The organism is Microbulbifer sp. CAU 1566 (genome assembly GCF_023156515.1).
Taxonomy (GTDB): domain Bacteria; phylum Pseudomonadota; class Gammaproteobacteria; order Pseudomonadales; family Cellvibrionaceae; genus Microbulbifer.
Genome location: NZ_JALNMG010000006.1, coordinates 228,444 through 247,751, shown reverse-complemented (window position 1 = coordinate 247,751; position 19,308 = coordinate 228,444). Strand labels below are relative to the sequence as shown.

General features: G+C 57.8%; 14 protein-coding genes. 8 read left to right on the top strand and 6 right to left on the bottom strand.

All coding sequences use genetic code 11. The features are described 5' to 3' along the window. Positions 1-246: 246 nt before the first annotated feature. Complete coding sequence (locus M0G74_RS15545) at positions 247-2,853, bottom strand: TonB-dependent receptor (protein ID WP_248219363.1); 2,607 nt, start codon at positions 2,851-2,853, stop codon at positions 247-249. 273 nt (positions 2,854-3,126) lie between these two features. On the opposite strand from M0G74_RS15545, the gene M0G74_RS15540 reads away from it, so the two are divergent. Next, entirely contained in the window at positions 3,127-5,118 is a 1,992-nt protein-coding gene (locus M0G74_RS15540) for a PhoX family phosphatase (protein ID WP_248219358.1), read from the top strand. Positions 5,119-5,155: 37 nt separating this feature from the next. Here M0G74_RS15540 and M0G74_RS15535 read toward each other — a convergent pair whose 3' ends face one another. Continuing rightward, a complete protein-coding gene (locus M0G74_RS15535) occupies positions 5,156-5,737 on the bottom strand; it encodes a protein-methionine-sulfoxide reductase heme-binding subunit MsrQ (RefSeq protein ID WP_248219356.1) in 582 nt (193 codons plus the stop codon). Between the two features lie 32 nt (positions 5,738-5,769). Continuing rightward, on the bottom strand, positions 5,770-6,771 hold the full coding sequence (msrP, locus tag M0G74_RS15530) for a protein-methionine-sulfoxide reductase catalytic subunit MsrP (protein ID WP_248219353.1): 1,002 nt from the start codon (positions 6,769-6,771) through the stop codon (positions 5,770-5,772). A gap of 379 nt (positions 6,772-7,150) precedes the next feature. Here msrP and M0G74_RS15525 point away from each other — a divergent pair, with 379 nt between their 5' ends. Next, a complete protein-coding gene (locus tag M0G74_RS15525; RefSeq protein WP_160154582.1) occupies positions 7,151-7,297 on the top strand; it encodes a lmo0937 family membrane protein in 147 nt (48 codons plus the stop codon). Positions 7,298-7,398: 101 nt separating this feature from the next. On the opposite strand, the gene M0G74_RS15520 is transcribed toward M0G74_RS15525, so the two are convergent. Then, entirely contained in the window at positions 7,399-8,007 is a 609-nt protein-coding gene (locus M0G74_RS15520; RefSeq protein ID WP_248219349.1) for a MarC family protein, read from the bottom strand. A 67-nt stretch (positions 8,008-8,074) separates the two neighbouring features. On the opposite strand from M0G74_RS15520, the gene aceK reads away from it, so the two are divergent. The 3 genes from aceK (at position 8,075) to M0G74_RS15505 (ending at position 11,723) form a co-directional block, all read left to right on the top strand. After that, a complete protein-coding gene (aceK, locus tag M0G74_RS15515) occupies positions 8,075-9,835 on the top strand; it encodes a bifunctional isocitrate dehydrogenase kinase/phosphatase (protein WP_248219346.1) in 1,761 nt (586 codons plus the stop codon). 209 nt (positions 9,836-10,044) lie between these two features. Further along, positions 10,045-11,103, top strand: a complete 1,059-nt coding sequence (locus M0G74_RS15510) for an AraC family transcriptional regulator (protein WP_248219343.1) — start codon at positions 10,045-10,047, stop codon at positions 11,101-11,103. Between the two features lie 110 nt (positions 11,104-11,213). After that, on the top strand, positions 11,214-11,723 hold the full coding sequence (locus M0G74_RS15505) for a hypothetical protein (protein WP_160154586.1): 510 nt from the start codon (positions 11,214-11,216) through the stop codon (positions 11,721-11,723). A gap of 8 nt (positions 11,724-11,731) precedes the next feature. Here M0G74_RS15505 and ppk1 read toward each other — a convergent pair whose 3' ends face one another. Then, entirely contained in the window at positions 11,732-13,906 is a 2,175-nt protein-coding gene (gene ppk1 / locus M0G74_RS15500) for a polyphosphate kinase 1 (protein ID WP_248219341.1), read from the bottom strand. Between the two features lie 88 nt (positions 13,907-13,994). Here ppk1 and M0G74_RS15495 point away from each other — a divergent pair, with 88 nt between their 5' ends. The 3 genes from M0G74_RS15495 (at position 13,995) to M0G74_RS15485 (ending at position 17,549) form a co-directional block, all read left to right on the top strand. Then, positions 13,995-15,476, top strand: coding sequence for a Ppx/GppA phosphatase family protein (locus tag M0G74_RS15495; RefSeq protein ID WP_160154587.1), 1,482 nt, complete (start codon positions 13,995-13,997; stop codon positions 15,474-15,476). Further along, positions 15,476-16,966 carry a protein adenylyltransferase SelO gene (locus M0G74_RS15490; protein WP_248219339.1) on the top strand — a complete coding sequence of 497 codons (1,491 nt, stop codon included), beginning with the start codon at positions 15,476-15,478 and terminating at the stop codon, positions 16,964-16,966. The genes M0G74_RS15495 and M0G74_RS15490 overlap by 1 nt, the downstream gene beginning before the upstream one ends. Positions 16,967-17,135: 169 nt before the next feature. Continuing rightward, the gene (locus tag M0G74_RS15485) at positions 17,136-17,549 is read left to right on the top strand and encodes a DUF2147 domain-containing protein (RefSeq protein ID WP_248219336.1); all 414 of its coding nucleotides are present in this window, start codon (positions 17,136-17,138) and stop codon (positions 17,547-17,549) included. Between the two features lie 187 nt (positions 17,550-17,736). On the opposite strand, the gene M0G74_RS15480 is transcribed toward M0G74_RS15485, so the two are convergent. Continuing rightward, positions 17,737-19,272 (bottom strand): DHA2 family efflux MFS transporter permease subunit, encoded by a 1,536-nt coding sequence (locus M0G74_RS15480; RefSeq protein WP_248219333.1) that lies wholly within the window; start codon positions 19,270-19,272, stop codon positions 17,737-17,739. Positions 19,273-19,308 lie beyond the last annotated feature (36 nt).

Genomic DNA, 19,308 nt, shown 5'->3' with positions numbered 1-19,308 from the left:
AACAGTTTCGTTTCGCAATTGTTCCGCTTGCTTCCGGGGCCCAGCTTGTCTGCTGTCGAGACCCACAATCTGGGACCACATGCCGCGTCAAAATACGCCACAGGTGTGACCGGAATATGGCAAACAGATGACCAATGAATCCTATATAAAAAAATAGCAGAAAGCCCGGGCGCTCTGGGTGATCCAGAAGCGCTCCGGGCTTGCTGCCCAGGCCTCAATCAGATGAGACCGTGTCTAGCCCCAGGTTTAGAAAGTGCTGTAGGTAACACCCAGCACGTAGGCAGGGCCGTACTCTTCGTACTGGCCGTTATAGCCGCGACGGTTGGCGTAGAAAGGTTCGTCGGTGAGGTTGACCGCATTGAAGAACACCTGCATGCCGTTTTCGAAGCGGTACTTGGCGGACAAATCTACCTGCATGTGGTTGTCTTCATACAGGTCGAAGGCTTCGTCTTCCAGATCCACCTCCAGCAGGCGCTCGCCTTTGTAGGCGGTGGACAGACGCAGACTCAGGGCGTCGCGCTCGTAACCAACGATGAAGTTAGCCACCAGATCCGCCTGGGAAGGCAGTGCGATCTTGTCACTGCGTTCAGCATCTGCCCCCAGGCCCAGGCTCGCTTCGGAGTCGGTCATGGTGGCGTTGGCACGCAGCAGGAAGCCGTTGTCGAAACCGCGGGTCCAGGACAGTTCGGCACCGGTCAGGGTCGCTTTATTACCGTTGATTGGCTGGAAGATCTCCGCTTCCTCCACTGCCAGGCTTCCCACATACATGCTGTAGTCTGCAGTGCTGGCCACGTCGGCAGTTACCACGAAGTTGTCGATCTGCTTGTAGAAGGCCCCGACGGAGAACATGCCCAGTGCATCAGCGTAGTACTCGAAAGAAGCGTCGAAGTTGCGCGCTTCATAGGGATCCAGCAGCGGGTTGCCGGCTTCCACTTCCAGCTCGCCCTCATCATATTCGATGGCGGCCGGAGACGGGTTCAGGTCACCAAAGGACGGACGGGACAGAGACTCGGTGTAGGCCGCACGCAGCACAATGTTATCGCTGTAGTCGAACTTGAAGTTCACGCTCGGGAACAGCTTGCTGTAATCGCTCTGGTATTCCACTGCAGAAGCATAAACGTCTTCGGCGATCTCCTCAGAGCCGGGGATGGCTTCGCCGGATTCCGCTACACGGTAGCCCTGGCCGGAAAAATCGGTGGCTTCGTAGCGCACACCGTAAACCAGGTTGGCGCGGCCGAAATCGATGTCGTTCATTACGTAGAACGCAGTGATGTCTTCGTTCATCACATAGTCGCGCGCACTATCCAGAGCAGTATCGGTTTCGTCGACTTCGAAGTTGGCGAGGTTGGCATTGATAAAGGCGTTCAATGCGGCTTTGTTTACGCCCGGACCGAAGGTACCGAGGCCGTATTCGATACCGTTGCTGGCAAAGTCTGCGAGGGTGAAGTCACCGCCGAAGCCATCGTATACGGTGGCATTCAGGTCACCGGTTTTTTCGCGGCGACGCTCCTGCATACCGAACTTCAGCTCGGACGGCTTGCCAGCAACGTCAATATCGCGACGGATGTCGATGCGGAAGCTGACTTCTTCATCGTCGGTGTAGTTGTCTTCGATCACCAGCTCATCCAGCTCATAGCTGGCGGTATCCAGAGCACTGCCGCTGGCAACCATCTGCGGAATTTTACCGGCGCGGGTGTAACCCAGTTCCAGCCCCTCCTGAACGAAGGTGGTGTCGCGACGGTGCGGCTCGGACTCTTCTGCGTGGGAGAAGCCCAGCGCGTACTCAACACCCCAGTTGTTCAAGTCGTGGGAACCGCCAACCACCAGAGACAGGATCTCCTGCTCTTCATAGCGGTCTTTCAATTCCTTTTCCAAAGCCGCATCAGACCAGGTTACCGCGCTACCGGAAATGGTATCCGGGTCGTCGTTCTCTTCATCCAACTTGTAAGAATTGCGCTGGCGCTCCTCACTGTCGGAAAAGTCGGAGTAGAGGCTGTGCAGATACAGCTGATGGCCTTCGGAAACTTCCAGGTCAAAGTTAGCGGCGAGACCGGTGCGCTCACGGGTAACGGTGTAGTCGCGCTGCTCGATTTCTGCCGCAGTGATACCTTCGCTACCGTCCAGCGCAGTGAATTCTTCCCAGACGCCATCGGTTTCCACGTTCTCGGAACCGAAATTGCGCTCCTGGTGAGAGGCGGCAATGGCAACGCCCAGAGTGCGGCCATTCAGGTCGAATTTATTGGTGTAGGTACCGGCCAGCTTGGGGCTATTTTCACTCTGCAACTCGCCGTAGCCATGCTCTACGGTCACCTTGTATGTCTGGCCGTCGTGATCCAGTGCGTTAATGCTCTTGATCTCAATGGCACCACCGATGGAGTCGGCGCTCATGTCCGGGGTAAGGGTCTTGAAGACTTCCAGGCTCGCCAGCAGGTCAGACGGAATCACGTCCAGGGCCACCGCACGGCTGTCGGTTTCCGGTGCCGGCAGGCTCATGCCGTTGATGGTAGAAGCGTTCAAGTTGGGATCAATACCACGCACACCGACAAAGCGGCCTTCACCCTGGTCTCGGGCAATAAAAACGCCAGCCATACGCTGCAGGGCTTCGGTCACATTGGCATCCGGCAGTTCGCCAATGGCCTCGGAGGTTTGTACCGCAACGACTTTATTGGAGTCGCGCTGACGCTCGATATCACTGCGGGCATTGGCGGCCTGTGCGGTGACCACAATGGTCTCCATCAGCTCGCCCTGCTTTCCCGCTGCCTGTTCAGTGGCCTGCTGCGCGCCAGCATTGACGCTAATTACCGCCGCCGCAATAGGCGCCAGCATTTTCAGATTGAATACAACCTTGGTCATAGTCCCCGTCCCCGTTGGATTTGATTTAGTCGGAAGAAGCCGTTGGGTGACCGGTACTTTGGCGTTGAAATCCAAGTCCGGCCTGTTGATTTGTGGGCGCAGGCTAGACTTGCGATGTGAACTTTGCGTTACGCTTTTTTTAAATTTGTCATAAAGCGCCGCTAATCTTGGCTCAGAAAAAATGCTGCAGTCACTGCGACCTCGAACAAAAACGCGGCCTCTGGTGCCAATTCGGCACACGCAGGTGACGAACAAAAAAATGGTGAACAATTTATGACAGATTGCGAAAACACCCAGGAACAAACCCCGAAACAATCCCCGGACCACCCCCCAGAGCAACAGGAGCAAAGCATTAACCTGCAGCGCCGAGCCCTGTTCAAAGCGGTGGGTGGCGCCGCCGCAGTTGCCAGTGGTGCGGCGCTGCTGCCCGGCTGCAGCGAGCCCAAATCGCGGCAAGCGGGTGACGACCTCGGCTTCACGGAGATCTCCCACAGACTCGACTTCGAACATCATCTACCCGACGGTTACCACGCCGATTTACTGTTGCGCTGGGGCGACCCCCTGGATGCGTTCGCCGGCAAGTTTGTGCCGGACAGACTCGACGCCACCGAGCAGGCCCGTCGTTTTGGCTACAACAACGATTTCATCGCGTTTATGCCTCTGGCCCCGGATGCGGGTCCCGGAGAGGGCGACAGGCACAGCCTGAGCCGCAACAGCGAACGCGGCCTACTGTGTGTGAATCACGAATACACCCAGCCTCACCTGATGTTTTCCGGCTACACCGAAGACAGTGCCAATCGCGGTACCAGCCATGAGCACATCGCGGTGGAGCAGCAGGCCTGCGGGCACAGTATTGTGGAAATTGAAAAAACAGCGAACGGCTGGCTCCCGGTCACCGGTAGCCCCTACAACCGCCGCCTCTCCCTTACCACCGCAATGGATATCGTCGGCCCCGCCGCCGGTGACCAGCGCCTGCAAACCGGCGCCGATCCCAGCGGTACCCGGGTTTTCGGCACCGTTGGCAATTGCGCTGGCGGCAAGACACCCTGGGGAACCGTACTGATTGCGGAGGAAGGGTTTGGCGGCGCTTTCCAGGGAGATCCGGACAATGTGGCGGACGAGGTGGAAGCCCGAAACCACCACGCCTTTGGCATATCCACCGACAACCGCAACTGGGGGGATTACGATCGCCGCTTCGATATCTCCGTGGAACCCAACGAGCCCAACCGCTTCGGCTGGATGGTGGAGTACGATCCTTACGACCCGGATTCGGTGCCCCGCAAACTCACCGCCCTGGGGCGTTTCGAACACGAGGGCTTTACCCTGGTCACCAAGCCCGGTCAGCCAGTGGTGGCCTATGGCGGTGACGACGACGAACACCAGTTTGTGTACCGCTTTGTGTCATCCGGCATCTATCGCCCCGGCGACAGTGCACACAACCGGCAATTGCTGACCGAAGGCACTTTGTACGCAGCAAAATTCAACGAAGACGGCCAGGGTGAATGGCTGCCACTGCGATTCGGTCACGGCCCCTTGACGGAAGAACAGGGTTTTCGCAATCAAGCGGACGTACTGATCGATTGCCGGCGCTCTGCCAAACTGCTGGGCGCAACGCCAATGGACAGGCCGGAGGATGTGGAAACCAATCCGGTGAACGATTGCACTTATGTGATGTTGACCAAGAATAAAAAACGCAAGGAAGGCGACGAGCATACGGCCAATCCACGCGCGCGCAATACCGCAGGTCATGTGCTTGAAATAGTGCCGCCGGGAAGAAGCGGCGAGCGGGACCACGCCAGCGACAGCTTCCACTGGAATACCTTTTTGCTGGGCGGCAACCCGAACGCAGAGAACCCGGCGGAGCGCGGCGCTTACGGCCAGCAGCACCCGGGGAACATCTCTGCCAACGGGTGGTTTGCAAACCCGGACAATGTCGCGTTTGATCAGCGCGGCAATATGTGGATTGCCACCGACGGCTGTGAGAGTTTCGGTTTCCACGATGGGCTCTGGGCAATGGCAACCGAAGGTGAGTTGCGCGCGGCACCCAAGCATTTCTTTGGCTGCCCTGAGGGCGCGGAGATTTGCGGGCCCGAATTTACCCCCGACGGCAAGACCCTGTTTGTCTCTGTCCAGCACCCGGCAGACGGTGATTTTTCCACCTTCGACAAACCGATGCACCGCTGGCCAGACAATGACCCCGACTTGCCACCACGACCTTCCGTGCTCGCCATTCGCCGCAAAGACGGCGGACTGGTGGGCAGCTAAGTGTGTCGGAGCCAAAGCCGCTAGCGGCTTTGGCTCATTAGCCCTTGAACGATCTGGCCCAACGCGCGACGGCCGCTCGCCGCCAAACCAGTAAGCAAACCGCGATCGCAAAATAAATCGCCGGCTCAATCCAACCGCTCTTCACCGACCACCAGAAATGCCAGCAGGCGAGCAAGACCACGACGTACAGAAGTCCGTGGAGCTTCTTCCAGCTTTTTCCCATTTTTCTGAGCAGTGCGGGAATCGAGGTAATCGCCTGTGCCAACAGAATAAGCCAGGCAGAAAAGCCCAGAAGAATATAGGTGCGTTTGACCAGCTCACCACCAATCAACGACCAGTCGAGGCCAAGGTCCAGCGCCAGCCAGGTGCAGAAATGCAGGCTCGCCCAGGTAAAACACCAGAGCCCGAGGGGTCTGCGCAGGCGGTTCAATTGCCCAAATTGGAGTGATTTCGCCAGCGGGGATACCAAGAGCGTCAGCAGTAACAAACGAATACTGCCCATCCCCAAGTAGTGAATCAGCTCCTTGACCGGATCGCCACCGAGACGACCCTGGTTAATGGCCACAAACAACCACAGTAATGGCAGCAGGGCACCGATGTGCACCGCCAGCTGCAACACAATGGCCGTAGGTTTTTTCCAACCGCCGGCCACTAGTAAAACTTCCTTAAATCCATGTTGCGGTAAAGAGAGGCCACTTCCTCGCCGTAGCCATTAAACGGCAGCGTGGGCTGGCGCTTGACCGCGAACAGACCACCGGGGCCGATAAAACGCTCACTGGCCTGGGACCAGCGCGGGTGGTCAACCGCGGGATTCACATTGGCATAGAAACCGTATTCGTTGGCAGCGAGCCTGTTCCAGCTGGTGGGCGGCATTTGTTCCACCAACTTGATTTTGACGATGGACTTGATGCCCTTGAAGCCATATTTCCATGGCACCACCAATCGAATGGGGGCGCCATTTTGTGGCGGCAGGGTTTTACCATAAAGGCCGACCGAGAGAATGGTGAGCGGGTGCATGGCCTCATCCATGCGCAGGCCTTCCACATAGGGGTAATCCACACCGCCGCCCACATAGCGGTTGCGCTGGCCCGGCATCTGCTCCGGATCGTAAAGGGTTTCAAACGCGACATACTTAGCGCGACTGGTAGGCTCGAAGCGTTTGAGGAATTTGCCGAGTTCAAACCCCACCCAGGGGATGACCATGGACCAGGCCTCGACACAGCGCATGCGGTAAATGCGCTCTTCCAGACCGATGTCTGCCATCAGTTTCCACACATCGACCGTGGCCGGCTTGGCTACCTCCCCTTCCACGGTCAGGGTCCAGGGTTCAATTTTGAGCCCCTGGCTGTTTTTCGCCGGGTCGGTTTTACCGGTGCCGAATTCGTAGAAATTGTTGTGGTTGATGACCTTGGTTTCCGGCGTCAGCACCAGACCGGGGACCGGCTTTTGCGGCGAAAATTCCAACGGTTTGCGCGGAGCCTCCTTGCCATTATCGCCACCGAATAGATCCAGGCCCCAGGTACTACTGGAAACCGCCAGACTGCCGAGGCCGGCCCCCAGGCCTTTTATCAACGTGCGCCGGGAGACATAGGACGACTCGGGTGTAGTCTCTGCTTCGGTCAAAGCGCTGCGCGTACGTGATTTGATCAACACTGGGCTATCCTCCTTCTTACTTGTCGGCAGCCGTCGCCGGGAATAGTTTTTGCCTACAGACTGTTGGTCGCTAGCGGACTGAAGTTCTTACACTGCTCCGGCCGGTTTACGCAGCCACCTGGTCCCGCCAATTGCCAATTGGGTACTTATGTCTATTAGGTACCTATGCCAATTGGGTACTTTAATGTCGAACCACAACACCATCCGAATCTAAGAACACTTCCAAATGGGTTTGTTCCTATTTATATCCATTCGCGATGTAGAACAAATTTCTTGGTGCCTGCTATCCGGGCAAACTATTGTTTTACCACGACAGCTATCTCCCCGCTCCCATGGTGGGATTGGCTGGAAACCCCGTAATCACTGCGAGGTAGCACAAATGCTCGAGACGATTATCGTTATTCTGGTTGTGCTCTGGCTATTGGGGCTGGTGAGCTCCTATACCATGGGCGGTTTCCTGCACATATTACTGGTGATTGCCGTCATCCTGTTGATCCTGCGCCTAGTGCGCGGTCGCGGGCCATAGCAGAGATTCCAGTAGACAGGCCAGTAAGCGCCAGTCACAAAAAACGCCGGCTTTCCGGCGTTTTTTGTGACTGGTGAATAGGTGCGCAACCGCGAGCTGGATCACGTCATAAAAAATTGCTGCAGTCCAACCAGCACATTGGTGGTCGCCACCGAGGCCAGGATCAACCCCATGACCCGACTGACGATGCTGGCGCCGGCATTGCCGATCCAGCGGTAAATCCAGTTGGCGGTCAGCAACAACAGTAAAACGATGCCCAGTACCGCAAGCATCGCGCTGGCGGTATTCATCTGGTGAATGGGGTCGAACCGGTGGTTGTCCGTGAGCACCACCGCGGCCAGCATGGCACCGGGCGAAGCAATGGAAGGGACCGCCAGGGGAAAGATCGCGGTCTCGTGCCCCTCACGGATGATTTCCACCTCCCTTTCCGGCTTGCCCTCGCCAAAGATCATGGTCAGGGCAAACAAGAACAACACTATGCCGCCGGCCACCTGAAACGCCGACAGCGGAACGCCAATGGCTTCGAGCAGATACTGCCCGAACAGCAGGAAAAACATCAGAATACCGGTGGCCACCGCTACCGCCAGAATCGCAATCTTGCGCCGCTGCCACTCACTGTGGCGGCTGGTAACGGCAATAAAGACCGGCAGTGTGCCCACCGGGTCGATCACCGCAAAGAAAAAGACAAAGCTACTGATCCAATCGTTCAAGTGGTCTCCCGTAAGCCCGTGCTAGTATCGGAAAAATAACGGAGATGATTCCACAAGAGTCTAGTGCATGACAAACCATTCCCCGACGGCGCGCCGTATCGCCAAAACGATTCTCAATGGCTTTGATGCCTACTTCGCGGACTTCCAGAATATTACCCTGGGCGCCAAGGCGCGCTTCGAAACCGCCGCCTGGCCAGCCGTGCACGAAACCAATAAAGAGCGCATTGACCTGTACAAAGTCAAGGTCAACCAGGTGTTGAAGCTGGTGCACTCGGTCACCAGTAAAGATACCACCCAGCTGGAGCTCTGGGGGCAGGCCAAGGCGACCTATAGCCAGCTCATTACCAACAACAACAATTACGAAATTGCCGAGACTTTTTTCAACTCGGTGTTCTGCAGCCAGTTTCAGCACGCCCACATCCACGACAGCCACATTTTTGTGAAATCCTCCCGCGCCCCGGACGAGAAGCCGCTGCGGGATTACAGCATCTATATCAGCTACAACGGCCGCCACGGTCTCCGGGCAATGATCGAGGATATTCTCGCCGACTATGAATTTTCCATTCCCTGGGAGGATCTGGAACGCGATCTCGGAAACATCTGCGACGCGCTGCGCGAAGGGCCGCTGGCGGGCAAGCTGGAAGATGAAGACGACGAACAGCGCCTGCGGGTGGATATGCTGGAGTCGGTATTTTACCGCAACAAGGCGGCCTACCTGGTAGGCCGGCTGATGTTTGGTGGCGAGGTGATTCCGCTGATTCTGCCCTGCCTCAACAATGGCCGCGGCAGTATCTTTGTGGACACCGTTATCTACGACAACGATTCTGCCAGTATCATTTTCAGCTTTACCCGCTCCTATTTCATGGTGGATGCGCCCATCCCATCGCGGTTCGTGCGCTTTCTGTCCACCATCATGCCGCTGAAGGAAAAGTCGGAACTGTACAACTCCATCGGTTTCCACAAACACGGGAAGACCGAGTTCTACCGCCACGTACTGGCGCATATGAAAGTGAGCAACGACAAATTCATTATCGCCCCCGGTATCAAGGGGATGGTAATGAGCGTGTTTACCCTGCCTTCTTACCCGGTGGTATTCAAAGTCATCAAGGACAAATTCGACAACCCGAAAACGGTGACCGAAGAAATCGTCAAGGAAAAATACAAGTTCGTATCCCGCGCCGACCGGGTGGGCCGCATGGCGGACACCCAGGAATACACCAACTTTATTTTTTATCGCAATCGCTTCAGTGAAGAGCTATTGCAGGAGCTGCAAACCCTGGCGCCATCGAAGCTGCTGATGGACGACAAGTGGGTCATCATCAAACACCTGTACGTAGAGCGACGCATGGAGCCGCTCAACCTCTACCTGGATGCCGCCGACGAACCCCAGACCATCGCCGCCATGGAAGAATACGGCAACGCCATCAAACAGCTGGCCGCGGCGAATATTTTCCCCGGGGACATGCTGCTGAAAAACTTCGGCGTCACCCGCCACGGGCGCGTGGTGTTTTACGATTACGACGAACTCTGCCCCCTGACCGAGTGCAACTTCCGCAAGATCCCGGAACCGCATACCGCGGAACAGGAACTGGCAGACAGGCCCTGGTATACGGTGGCGGAAGCGGATGTATTTCCGGAGGAATTCCGGCTGTTTTTCTCCGGCAACCCGGTGGCCCGCCAGGCCTTTGAAGAACAGCACAGCGATCTCTACGACTACCGCTACTGGCAGCGCCTGCAGGAACGGATTCGTGCGGGCCGGGTGGAGAGCACCTTCCCCTACCGGCGCAAAGTGCGCTTCCGGCGCCTACCGATCAAGCGCAGCCAGTAACCGGGTCCAGGCTGGACTCACTGGCGATCAACTACCGCCGTCACAAGCTGACGCTAAAGAACCGGGCAACTCACCGGGCAGGCTTGCCCTGCCTCCGGTGAACCAGTAAAACTAACCGCAAGCATTTTCGCCAGCAACAATCACCGCCAGTGATTGCCGGAACAGCGAAACATTATCCCGAAGAATAATAAGAAGTTTTGGGAGCGGATATGGATTTCGACGCACGACTGATCCCCCTGCACCGACACCCCCTGGGGTTTATCGAGGTCTTTTGCGGGCTCGGCGCCAGTTTAGAGGCGCTGCTGAAAGGCACCGGTATTTCCCCCGCCATGTTTGAACTTCAGGAAGCGCGTATCAGCTACAACCAGTGGCGCGCGCTGCTGCACAATGGCGTGCACCAGTGCGCCCACGCACAGCTGGGGCTGATCGCAGGACTGAAGTTCGACTGGAGTTTCTGGGGGCCTATGGGGTTTATGGTGCATTGCAGCCCCAGCCTCAAGGACATCGCCGAGGCCTTTCGGCGCTATATGGTTACGGTGCAGCCCTTCTACGCCCTACACGCGGGCCGTTCCAACTCCTACCTAGACAAGGGAAACCGGGTGGTCGAACCCATCAACTACGCCACCTCCCAGGACACGGATCCGGTTCTTAAAGATTTCCTGCGACAGTTTCGTCTCGCCACGACCCTGCGAATCTGGGATGAGTGCGGCAACAAAACCGTGACGGACCCGGACATCCATGTGCGGCTGGACCTGCCCGTGCCCAGCAGCTACGGGTATTACGCGCAACTGCCCTGTCAGTCCCTGCAGTTCGGCTGCGACCAGTCGACGATTTCCGGAAGTATCGAGCTGGTGTTCAAGCGCTTCCGGCCCATGCGGATACGCACTTATGAACGCCTGCAACGGGAGTGCGAACTGGAGCTCGATCGTTTTTCCGAGCGTTTCAGTTTCGGCAACCGGGTGCGCTGGCATATACGCTCCCACTTCACTCCGAACCTGGAACTGAACCAGGTCGCGGAACAACTGCAACTGTCGCCGCGCAGCCTCTCCCGGCGCCTCTCCGCGGACGGCGAAACCTTCCGCGGCCTGCTGCATGAAATCCGCATGGAGATCGCCCTGCACCATTTGCAACACTCCTGCCTGGCAGTGGAGGAGATTGCCGAGTACACAGGCTTTTCCTGCGCCTCAAGCCTGCGCCGGGCGGTCAAGAACTGGAGCGGGAAAACGGCCAGTCATTTACGCACTCCGCAGGCGGCTCCCCTGACCTGAGCGGCGACGCCATTTCGCATCACCAGGTGGCAAATTGCGCCCAACGGTTATGCACACAATCAACGGCTATAGTTTTAGAGAAGCGATCGAGTACCGATGGAGGTTTGGCAGTGCGGTATTTAGGCTGTGGCGCGGTGTGCGTCGGTTTGGCGTTGTTGAGCCTGGCGCAAACGGGTTGCGGCTATCTGCCCAGCGAAATGGAACCCAAGCCCAAGGCTGAGAAATCAAAGGCGCCGGAGTCTGCCGCCGGCGTCAGCCTGCATGCCGCCAGCTGCGACAGCCGCGCCAAGGGCTACCAGACGGTCGCCTTCGACGACCTCTACGATGTCACCGGCGACCCCCGCCATCCCTTCAGCCCCGCCGCGAACATTCCGGCCAAGTACGATGTGCGCGCTTATGTGTGGGGTTACGACAATTGCGGGGAGAAAGGCACCTGCCAGCACGGTGACTACTACTGGTTGATCAAGCGCGGTCCAGAGGATGATTTTTCCACCTGGGTCGTCACCCCGCAGTTCCCCCGCATTACCATTGAGTCCCGCTGCAAAGGCCAACTGAAAGTGGGCGAGCGCTACCGCTTCTCGTTTGATAACGGCAAGCTGGTGGGGTTCAGCAAAAACTGAATGTCCGGTTACACATCTCGCTTTTTCAAATACCGGTAAATCGCATCCTGCGAGCGCACATTGCGCTTGCTCTTGCGGTTGGCAATGCGACCATTGCTCTGATCCGTATCCAGTAACCGCGCCTTCTGGTTGTCCTGCCATTGCAGTTCGAGAATATCCAGCACTGTCTGGCGGTGCTCGGCAGAGAGCAGCGGAAACGTCACCTCTACCCGGAAATCCAGGTTGCGGGTCATCAGGTCTGCAGAAGAGAGATAGACCTTTTCCTCGCCACCATTGTGGAAGGCGTATACCCGCGCGTGTTCAAGAAATTTGTCCACCAGGCTGATGACCTTGATATTGTCAGACAGGCCTTTGCTCTGGCACAGCAGTGAGCACATGCTGCGCACGATAATGCGTACCTTAACGCCCGCGTCGCTGGCCCGATAGAGGTGCTCGACTACCTCGGAATCCACCAGGTTGTTGCACTTGATGAAAATCTCCGCGCGCTCGCCGGCCACCGCCGCGGAGATTTCCCGCTCAATCGCCGCCAGCAAATTGGGGCGGTTGGAATGTGGCGACACCCAGATGTGCTCGTAGTCCGGCTGCAGATGGGTCTGTTTGATGAAATCAAATACCCGGTAGGCGTCCAGACCCAGCTTGTCATCACTGGTGAGCAGGCTGAAGTCACAGTAAAAGCGCGCGGTGCTTTCGTTGAAATTGCCGGTACCAAAGTGGCTGTAATAGCGCTCGCGCCCCGCCTCCTCGCGCACGATGGAAATCAGTTTGCAGTGCACTTTCAGACCGGGCACGCCGTAGATTACATCGACGCCGGCATCGCTCAACTCACTGGACCAGTGCAGGTTGGCCTGTTCATCAAAGCGCGCCTGTAACTCCACCACCGCGGCGACCTGTTTCTGGTTGCGCACCGCATTAACCAGGGCTGCCACCACCCGGGAATTTTTTGCCACCCGGTAGAGGTTGATGCGAATTTCCCGCACCTTGGGGTCAATCGCCGCGGAGGCCAGCAGCTTGGTGATCACCCGGAAGTCGTGATACGGGTAATAGCAGAGGCGGTCGCTTTCTCTCAGCCAGTCAAAAATATTGGCACTGTCCGGCAGCGTGGGCAACGGCTTGATACTGGCGTAGGTATGCCGCTTGATATCCGCCGGAAAACTCATGAAGTCTTTGGAATTGTGGTAGCGGCCGCCAGGGGTATAGCTGTCATAGCGCCCCATCTTCAGCTTTTTCTTTATCGCCTGCAGCAGTGCCTCGGGCATGGTGGAGTCGTACACCAGACGCACCGGCTCGGCCTGTTTGCGTTTTTTCAGGGACTTGGCGAGACGGTCAACGATATGCTGGGTGACATGCTCGCCCATTTCCAGCTCGGCGTCGCGACTGATTTTGAAGGTGAAGGCCGCCGCCTTTTCGATCGGCAGCACGTAGCGGAATACATCCAGCAGACAGGCGCGGATCACGTTATCGAGAACGATATACACCTTTTCATGGCGGCCGTCCCGGTGGGGGATGGCGATAAACCGCGGCAGTATATCCGTGGGAATTTCCAGCGCGGCGAAGCGCAGGCTGCCATCTTCCAGTTCCAGATAAATGCCGAAGTAAATGCTCGCTTCGTTCAGTAACGGCATGGTGTCCCGGTCATCAATAAAAAAGGGCTCAAGCTCCGGAAGCACCTCCCGGTGAAAGAACTCCTCCACATAGACCCGCTGGCTGTCGGTCAACTGGCGCTCGTTGATGACATGAATATTGTGTCGCCCCAGGTCTTTCAATGCCTTGGTATAGGCATTGCCAAAGCGCGCCTGCAGCCGCAGCACTTTTTCATTGATGTCCCCCAGCAGTTCGGAAAAATGCTCTTTTTTCTTGCTGCCCTTGGCAAAAGTGGCAAGGCGGCGTACATCCGCCACCCTAACCCGGTAGAATTCATCGAGGTTGTTGGAAAAGATGCCAAGAAAGCGTACCCGTTCAATAATAGGTACGCTCTCGTCTTCCACTTCCTGCAGAACACGGGCGTTGAATGAGAGCCAGCTGAGCTCTTTGGGGTATAGGGGAATCTCTTTTGCCATACTCTCTACTGCGTTTTCCAGCAAATTGCGTCCGTGAGCGACAGAGTTTTCCGGGTGGCCCAGACGTTTCGGTGCGCACATAGTTTCCGGCGCAACAGGGTCTAACACCAGCGTATCGTTAGTCATTGGCAGATTTTTTCCGGCACATCAAAGCCATAGGTGATAATCACGCAGTTTGCTACATATTTGTTACAGGGATTTGACAACCAATAAGATGACAAACGACACCGACAACGGGCACGAACGTTACGCCGCACTGGACCTCGGCTCCAACAGTTTTCACTTGCTACTGGCGGAATTCCGCGACCAGCGCATGGTGCGCCTGCACACCGACCGCGCCATGGTGCGCCTGGCGGAGGGACTGGATGCCGAGTGCAATCTGGATACCGCGGTGGCAGAGCGCGCACTGGAAGCCCTGCGACGTTTTGCCCCGGTGATCCAGGGTTTGCCCGACGACAATGTACGCATCGTCGGCACCAATACCCTGCGTGCCGCCAGCACCCGAGCCGACGGCTTCCTGGAAGCGGCAGAAGCCATTCTCGGCGCCCCCATTGAAATCATTTCCGGTATTGAAGAAGCACGCTTGATTTACTCCGGGGTCATGGCGGCGGCAGAAGGCCCGCCCTGCCTGCGCTGTGTAGTGGATATTGGCGGCGGCTCCACGGAGTTGGTGCGCGGTGTTGAAACACCGCGGCAGTTACAGAGCGTCAGCATGGGCTGTGTCGCTTTCAATCGCCGCTTTTTCGACAATGGCAAAATTGAATCCGGCAAACACAACAATTTCATCCGCGCCCGTCGCGCGGCCCAGGCGGAATTACAGGAGCTCAGGCACCTGGCAGACGATGCACTGGTGATGGGCGCCTCCGGTACCGTCAAATCGGTGGCGCGCGTGCTGAACGATGGCGAACTGCTGCCGATACTGCGGGAAGACCTGGATAAGCTCGCCGAGCGGGTAGCGGCCTGCAAAACCGTCAATGCCATTGACCTTCCCCACCTGGACCCCGAGCGTCGCCCGGTGTTTGCCGCCGGTCTCGCCATTCTGCACGGTATATTCCGCGAGCTGGATATCCGGGAAATGCATGTCTCTCCCTACGCGATCCGCGAGGGCATAGTGCACGACCTCGCCGGGCGCGCCCACGGTGGCGACCGCCGTGCGGATACCGTCAGCACCCTGATGGAAAACTGGAATATCGATCCGGACCAGGCCAGGCGGGTCGCCAATACGGCGCTGCAATTTTTCGGCCACCTGAACCCGCATTCGCTGATGTCACAGAGGCGCATGTTGCGCTGGGCCGCGGACCTGCACGAAATCGGGCTGGCGCTTTCCCACAGCAGTTTCCGCAAGCTGGGTTCGTATATGATCGAGCACGCCGATATGGCGGGCTTCGGCAAAAGTGAGCAGGAAAACCTGGCCTACCTGGTGCGCAACCAGCGCGGCGACATCAAAGCCGTGCAGGAGCACTACGGCTTCCACCCCAACAACGACCTGCTACTCTGCCTGCGCCTTGCCTGTATCGTGCACCGGGATCACGTCGACCGCAGTATCGATGGCCTGCAACTGTCCGCTGACGGCCCCGGCTACAAACTGGCGATTCCCAGCGACTGGCTCTACCAGAACCCGGCCATCGAGGATCTGCTGGCGCTGGAGGTAGAGTGCTGGGACGACAAACATATCAAACTGACATTGAGTGATTAGTGCCAAATTCCAACGAATCATTTACCCCCCTCAAAGACCTCTGCCTGCACCACCGGTACGCCGACCTGGGCGCGGTATTCGGCACCCCCACCGCGCCGACACCACTGCAGAAGCCGCACCTGATTCACGTCAATACATCGGTAATGGCACTGCTGGGTTTGGACCCCGCTGAAGCAGAGCACCCGGACTGGGCCCAGCTCACAACCGGCGAAAAATTATTTGCCGGCAGCAAACCCTTCGCGATGAAATATACCGGTCACCAGTTCGGCGGCTACAACCCCGACCTCGGTGACGGTCGCGCACTGTTACTGGGTGAAGTCGAGCACGGCGGCAAGCGCTGGGACCTGCACCTGAAAGGCGCCGGCAAAACCCCCTACTCCCGTTTTGGCGACGGCCGCGCGGTTTTGCGCTCCACCATCCGCGAGTACCTCGCCGGTGAGGCCCTGACCGCGCTGGGAATTCGCAGCACCCGTGCCCTGTGTATCGCGGGCAGCGAGGAACCGGTGGCGCGGGAGAAAATGGAAACCGGCGCGGCCCTGATTCGGGTTGCCCAGAGCCATGTGCGCTTCGGGCACTTTGAATACCTGTTTTACACCCGCCAACTCGAGGCCCAGCACCAGCTGGTGGAATTTGTGTGCGCGCAATTTCTGCCGGAGGTGGCCAATGCGCCGGTTCAGGAACAGGCCGAGGCATTGCTGCGGTTTACCGTACGGCGCAGTGCGGAACTGGCGGCCGGCTGGCAGTCGGTAGGTTTCGCCCACGGGGTGCTGAACACCGACAATATGTCGATCATCGGCGACACCTTTGACTTCGGCCCCTACGGTTTTCTCGACGATTACGAACCCGGATTTATCTGCAACCATTCGGATCACACCGGGCGCTACGCCTTTGATGCACAACCGGGCGTGGTGCTGTGGAACCTGAATGCCCTGGCCCATGCCTTTTCATCACTGCTGGATACAGAAGTCCTGAAAGACTGCCTGGGTCAGTTCCAGCCGTTGTTGATCGAGGCCTATTCCGGTTTGATGCGGGCGAAGCTGGGTCTAGCCCTGGAGGACGATGGCGACCAGCAACTGTGTGCCGACCTGCTGCAATTGCTGGCGGACGGGCGGGTGGACTATTCACTGTTTTTCCGCGCCCTGAGTCGCTATTGCGGCGAGCGTCCGGCGGAGGCGCTGGAAGCACTGGTTGCCCCTTCCCAGCATGAGGCACTGCACGGCTGGCTGGGACACTACGATCAGCGCCTGCAGAAAGAGACGCGCTCGGCACAGGAGCGCAGTCGCGCCATGCTGGCAACCAACCCCAAGTTTGTACTGCGCAATTACCTGGCGCAGCGGGTTATTGATGCGGCGGAGGCCGGGGATTTCCAGCCACTGGAGACGCTGTTTACCTTGTTGCAGTCGCCGTTTGCGGAGCACCCGGGGTTTGAGAGCTGGGCGGCGGCGCCGCCGGAGTCAGGAAAGCATTTGCCGATCAGCTGCTCCTCCTGAGACTCAACGAAAACACAACAATATTGCGAGCCAAAACATCTGGTTAAAACACTTGGTCAAAACACCTGGGCAAAACTATCGGACTACACTGTGGTGGATGCCCCGAGGCGGAAATAGACCAGATATGGTGTTATGGTCACACCCTGTTTCCCTTAGCGATGGATGCCTTATGAAAACTCTATTCCTTGCAATTACCACTTTGCTGTTGAGCACCCAGCTTGCGTTCGCCGATGTTGTCGGCCGCTGGAAGACGATCGATGATGAAACCGGGCAGGCGAAGTCGATCGTGGAGGTTTATGAGAAAGGCGGTAAATATTACGGCCGGGTGGTGGATCTGTTGATGAAGCCGGACGATACGGTGTGTGAGGCCTGCCCGGGGGCGAAGAAAGGCCAGAAAATTGTGGGCATGGATATCATCACCGGGATGGTGAAGAAAGGAGATATCTACGAAGGCGGACAGATCCTCGACCCGGTGAAGGGCAAGGTATACGACTGCCGGATGTGGGAAGAAGGCGGCAACTTGATGGTGCGGGGCTATCTCGGCTTCTTCTATCGCACCCAGACCTGGTATCCGGTGAAGTAAAGAAGTACTGAATTAGTTAGGTGGCGGTGCCGCTACCGGGTAAAGCCTTGTGAGACACGGGCTAGGCGCCCCCCCTCAACCCATCCATGGGGGCTCTTCCGCGAGGTCCCTCTCGCGGAAGGTCTCACAAGGCTTTACCCGGCATCGCCACCTTCACAGCGACGCTCACACAATAAAACCACTCCGCTTACCCGGCCTTTCTCCCCTCTGGTCGATCCGGATTTGAAAGCAAAAATACCAGCGGCATCGCCGCGATATTGATCCACATCAGCATCTGGAAATCGTTCACGTACGCAATCTCCGCCGCCTGTTGGGTAATGGTGCTCATTACCTCCGCCGGCAGTGTGCTGAGCTGATCAGCGGATGGCAGGCTCATTCCCGGTGGGATCTGCACCCGCTCGCCCAGCTGCTGCTGATTGATCCACAGGTTGCGTGTCAGCGCGGCCATCACGATGGACACGCCGATGCTACTGCCGAGATTGCGCGACAGGCTGAACAAGGCGGTGGCTTCGCCGCGCAAGCGCGGCTCCAGGGTGGCATAGGCCAGGGTGGAGATGGGGACGAATACCAAGCCGAGTCCCAGGCCCTGTACAACACCGGTAACGATCAGGTCGTGCTGGCTTACCTGCAGGTTGAAGCCGGTCATTTGCCACAGGGAGAAGGAGATCAACCCCATTCCCAGCAAAATTAACCCGCGCGCGTCAAAACGCTGCATCAGTTTGCTCACCAGCATCATCGAGATCATGGTGCCGATGCCCCGCGGCATGAGGATCAGGCCGGTGGTGACGACCGGGTAGCCTTTCCACTGTTGCAGGAAGGACGGCAGCAGGGCCATGGTGGCAAGCAGGGTAATGCCGACGATAAAAATGAACACGACACCGGACGCATAGTTCTTGTCGCGGAATAGCCCCGGCGACAGGAAAGGGTTGCTGGTGGTGCGCGAGTGCACGATAAACAGGTACAGACCGAGCGCCGCGGCGATGGCGTAAAGCTGGATTTCCAGTGCCTCGAACCACTCCACCTGTTCGCCCCGGTCCAGCAGCATCTGTAAGGCACCCACCGCCAGCGCGAGCATGGCGAAGCCGAAGGCGTCGAAGCGCAGTTTGCGGGTTTCAGTTTCGGGTACGAAGAAGTAGATCCCGAGCATGGACAGGATGCCGAACGGCAGGTTGATGTAGAACACCCAGCGCCAGGAGTAATACTCGGTGAGCCAGCCGCCGAGTGTGGGGCCGAGGATCGGGCCGATCATCACACCGACGCCCCAGATACCCATGGCGGAGGCATGCTTTTCCTTGGGATAGGTGTCGAGCAAGGTGGCCTGGGACAGCGGCACCAGTGATGCGCCGAATACACCTTGAAGTAGCCGCCACAGGATCATTTCATTCAGGCTGCTGGCCTGGCCGCAAAGCATGGAGGTAATGGTGAAGCCACCTACCGACCACAGGAACAGCTGGCGGCGACCGAAGCGCTGGGCGAGAAAGCCCACCGGCGCGGTCATGATGGCGGCGGCGACGATGTAGGAGGTAAGCACCCAGGTAATCTGGTCGCTGCTGGCGCCGAGGCTGCCCTGCATATGTGGCAGGGCGACGTTGGCGATGGTGGTGTCGAGTACCTGAATGATGGTGGCCAGCATGACGCTGAGGACCACCAGCAGTTCGCCACCGCGTGCTTTGGCCTGGGGACCCGGCGCAGTCTGGGCGCTGGCTTGTGCCGTTTGACTCATACCCGTTTCATACCCGTTGTCTCATACCCACTGACT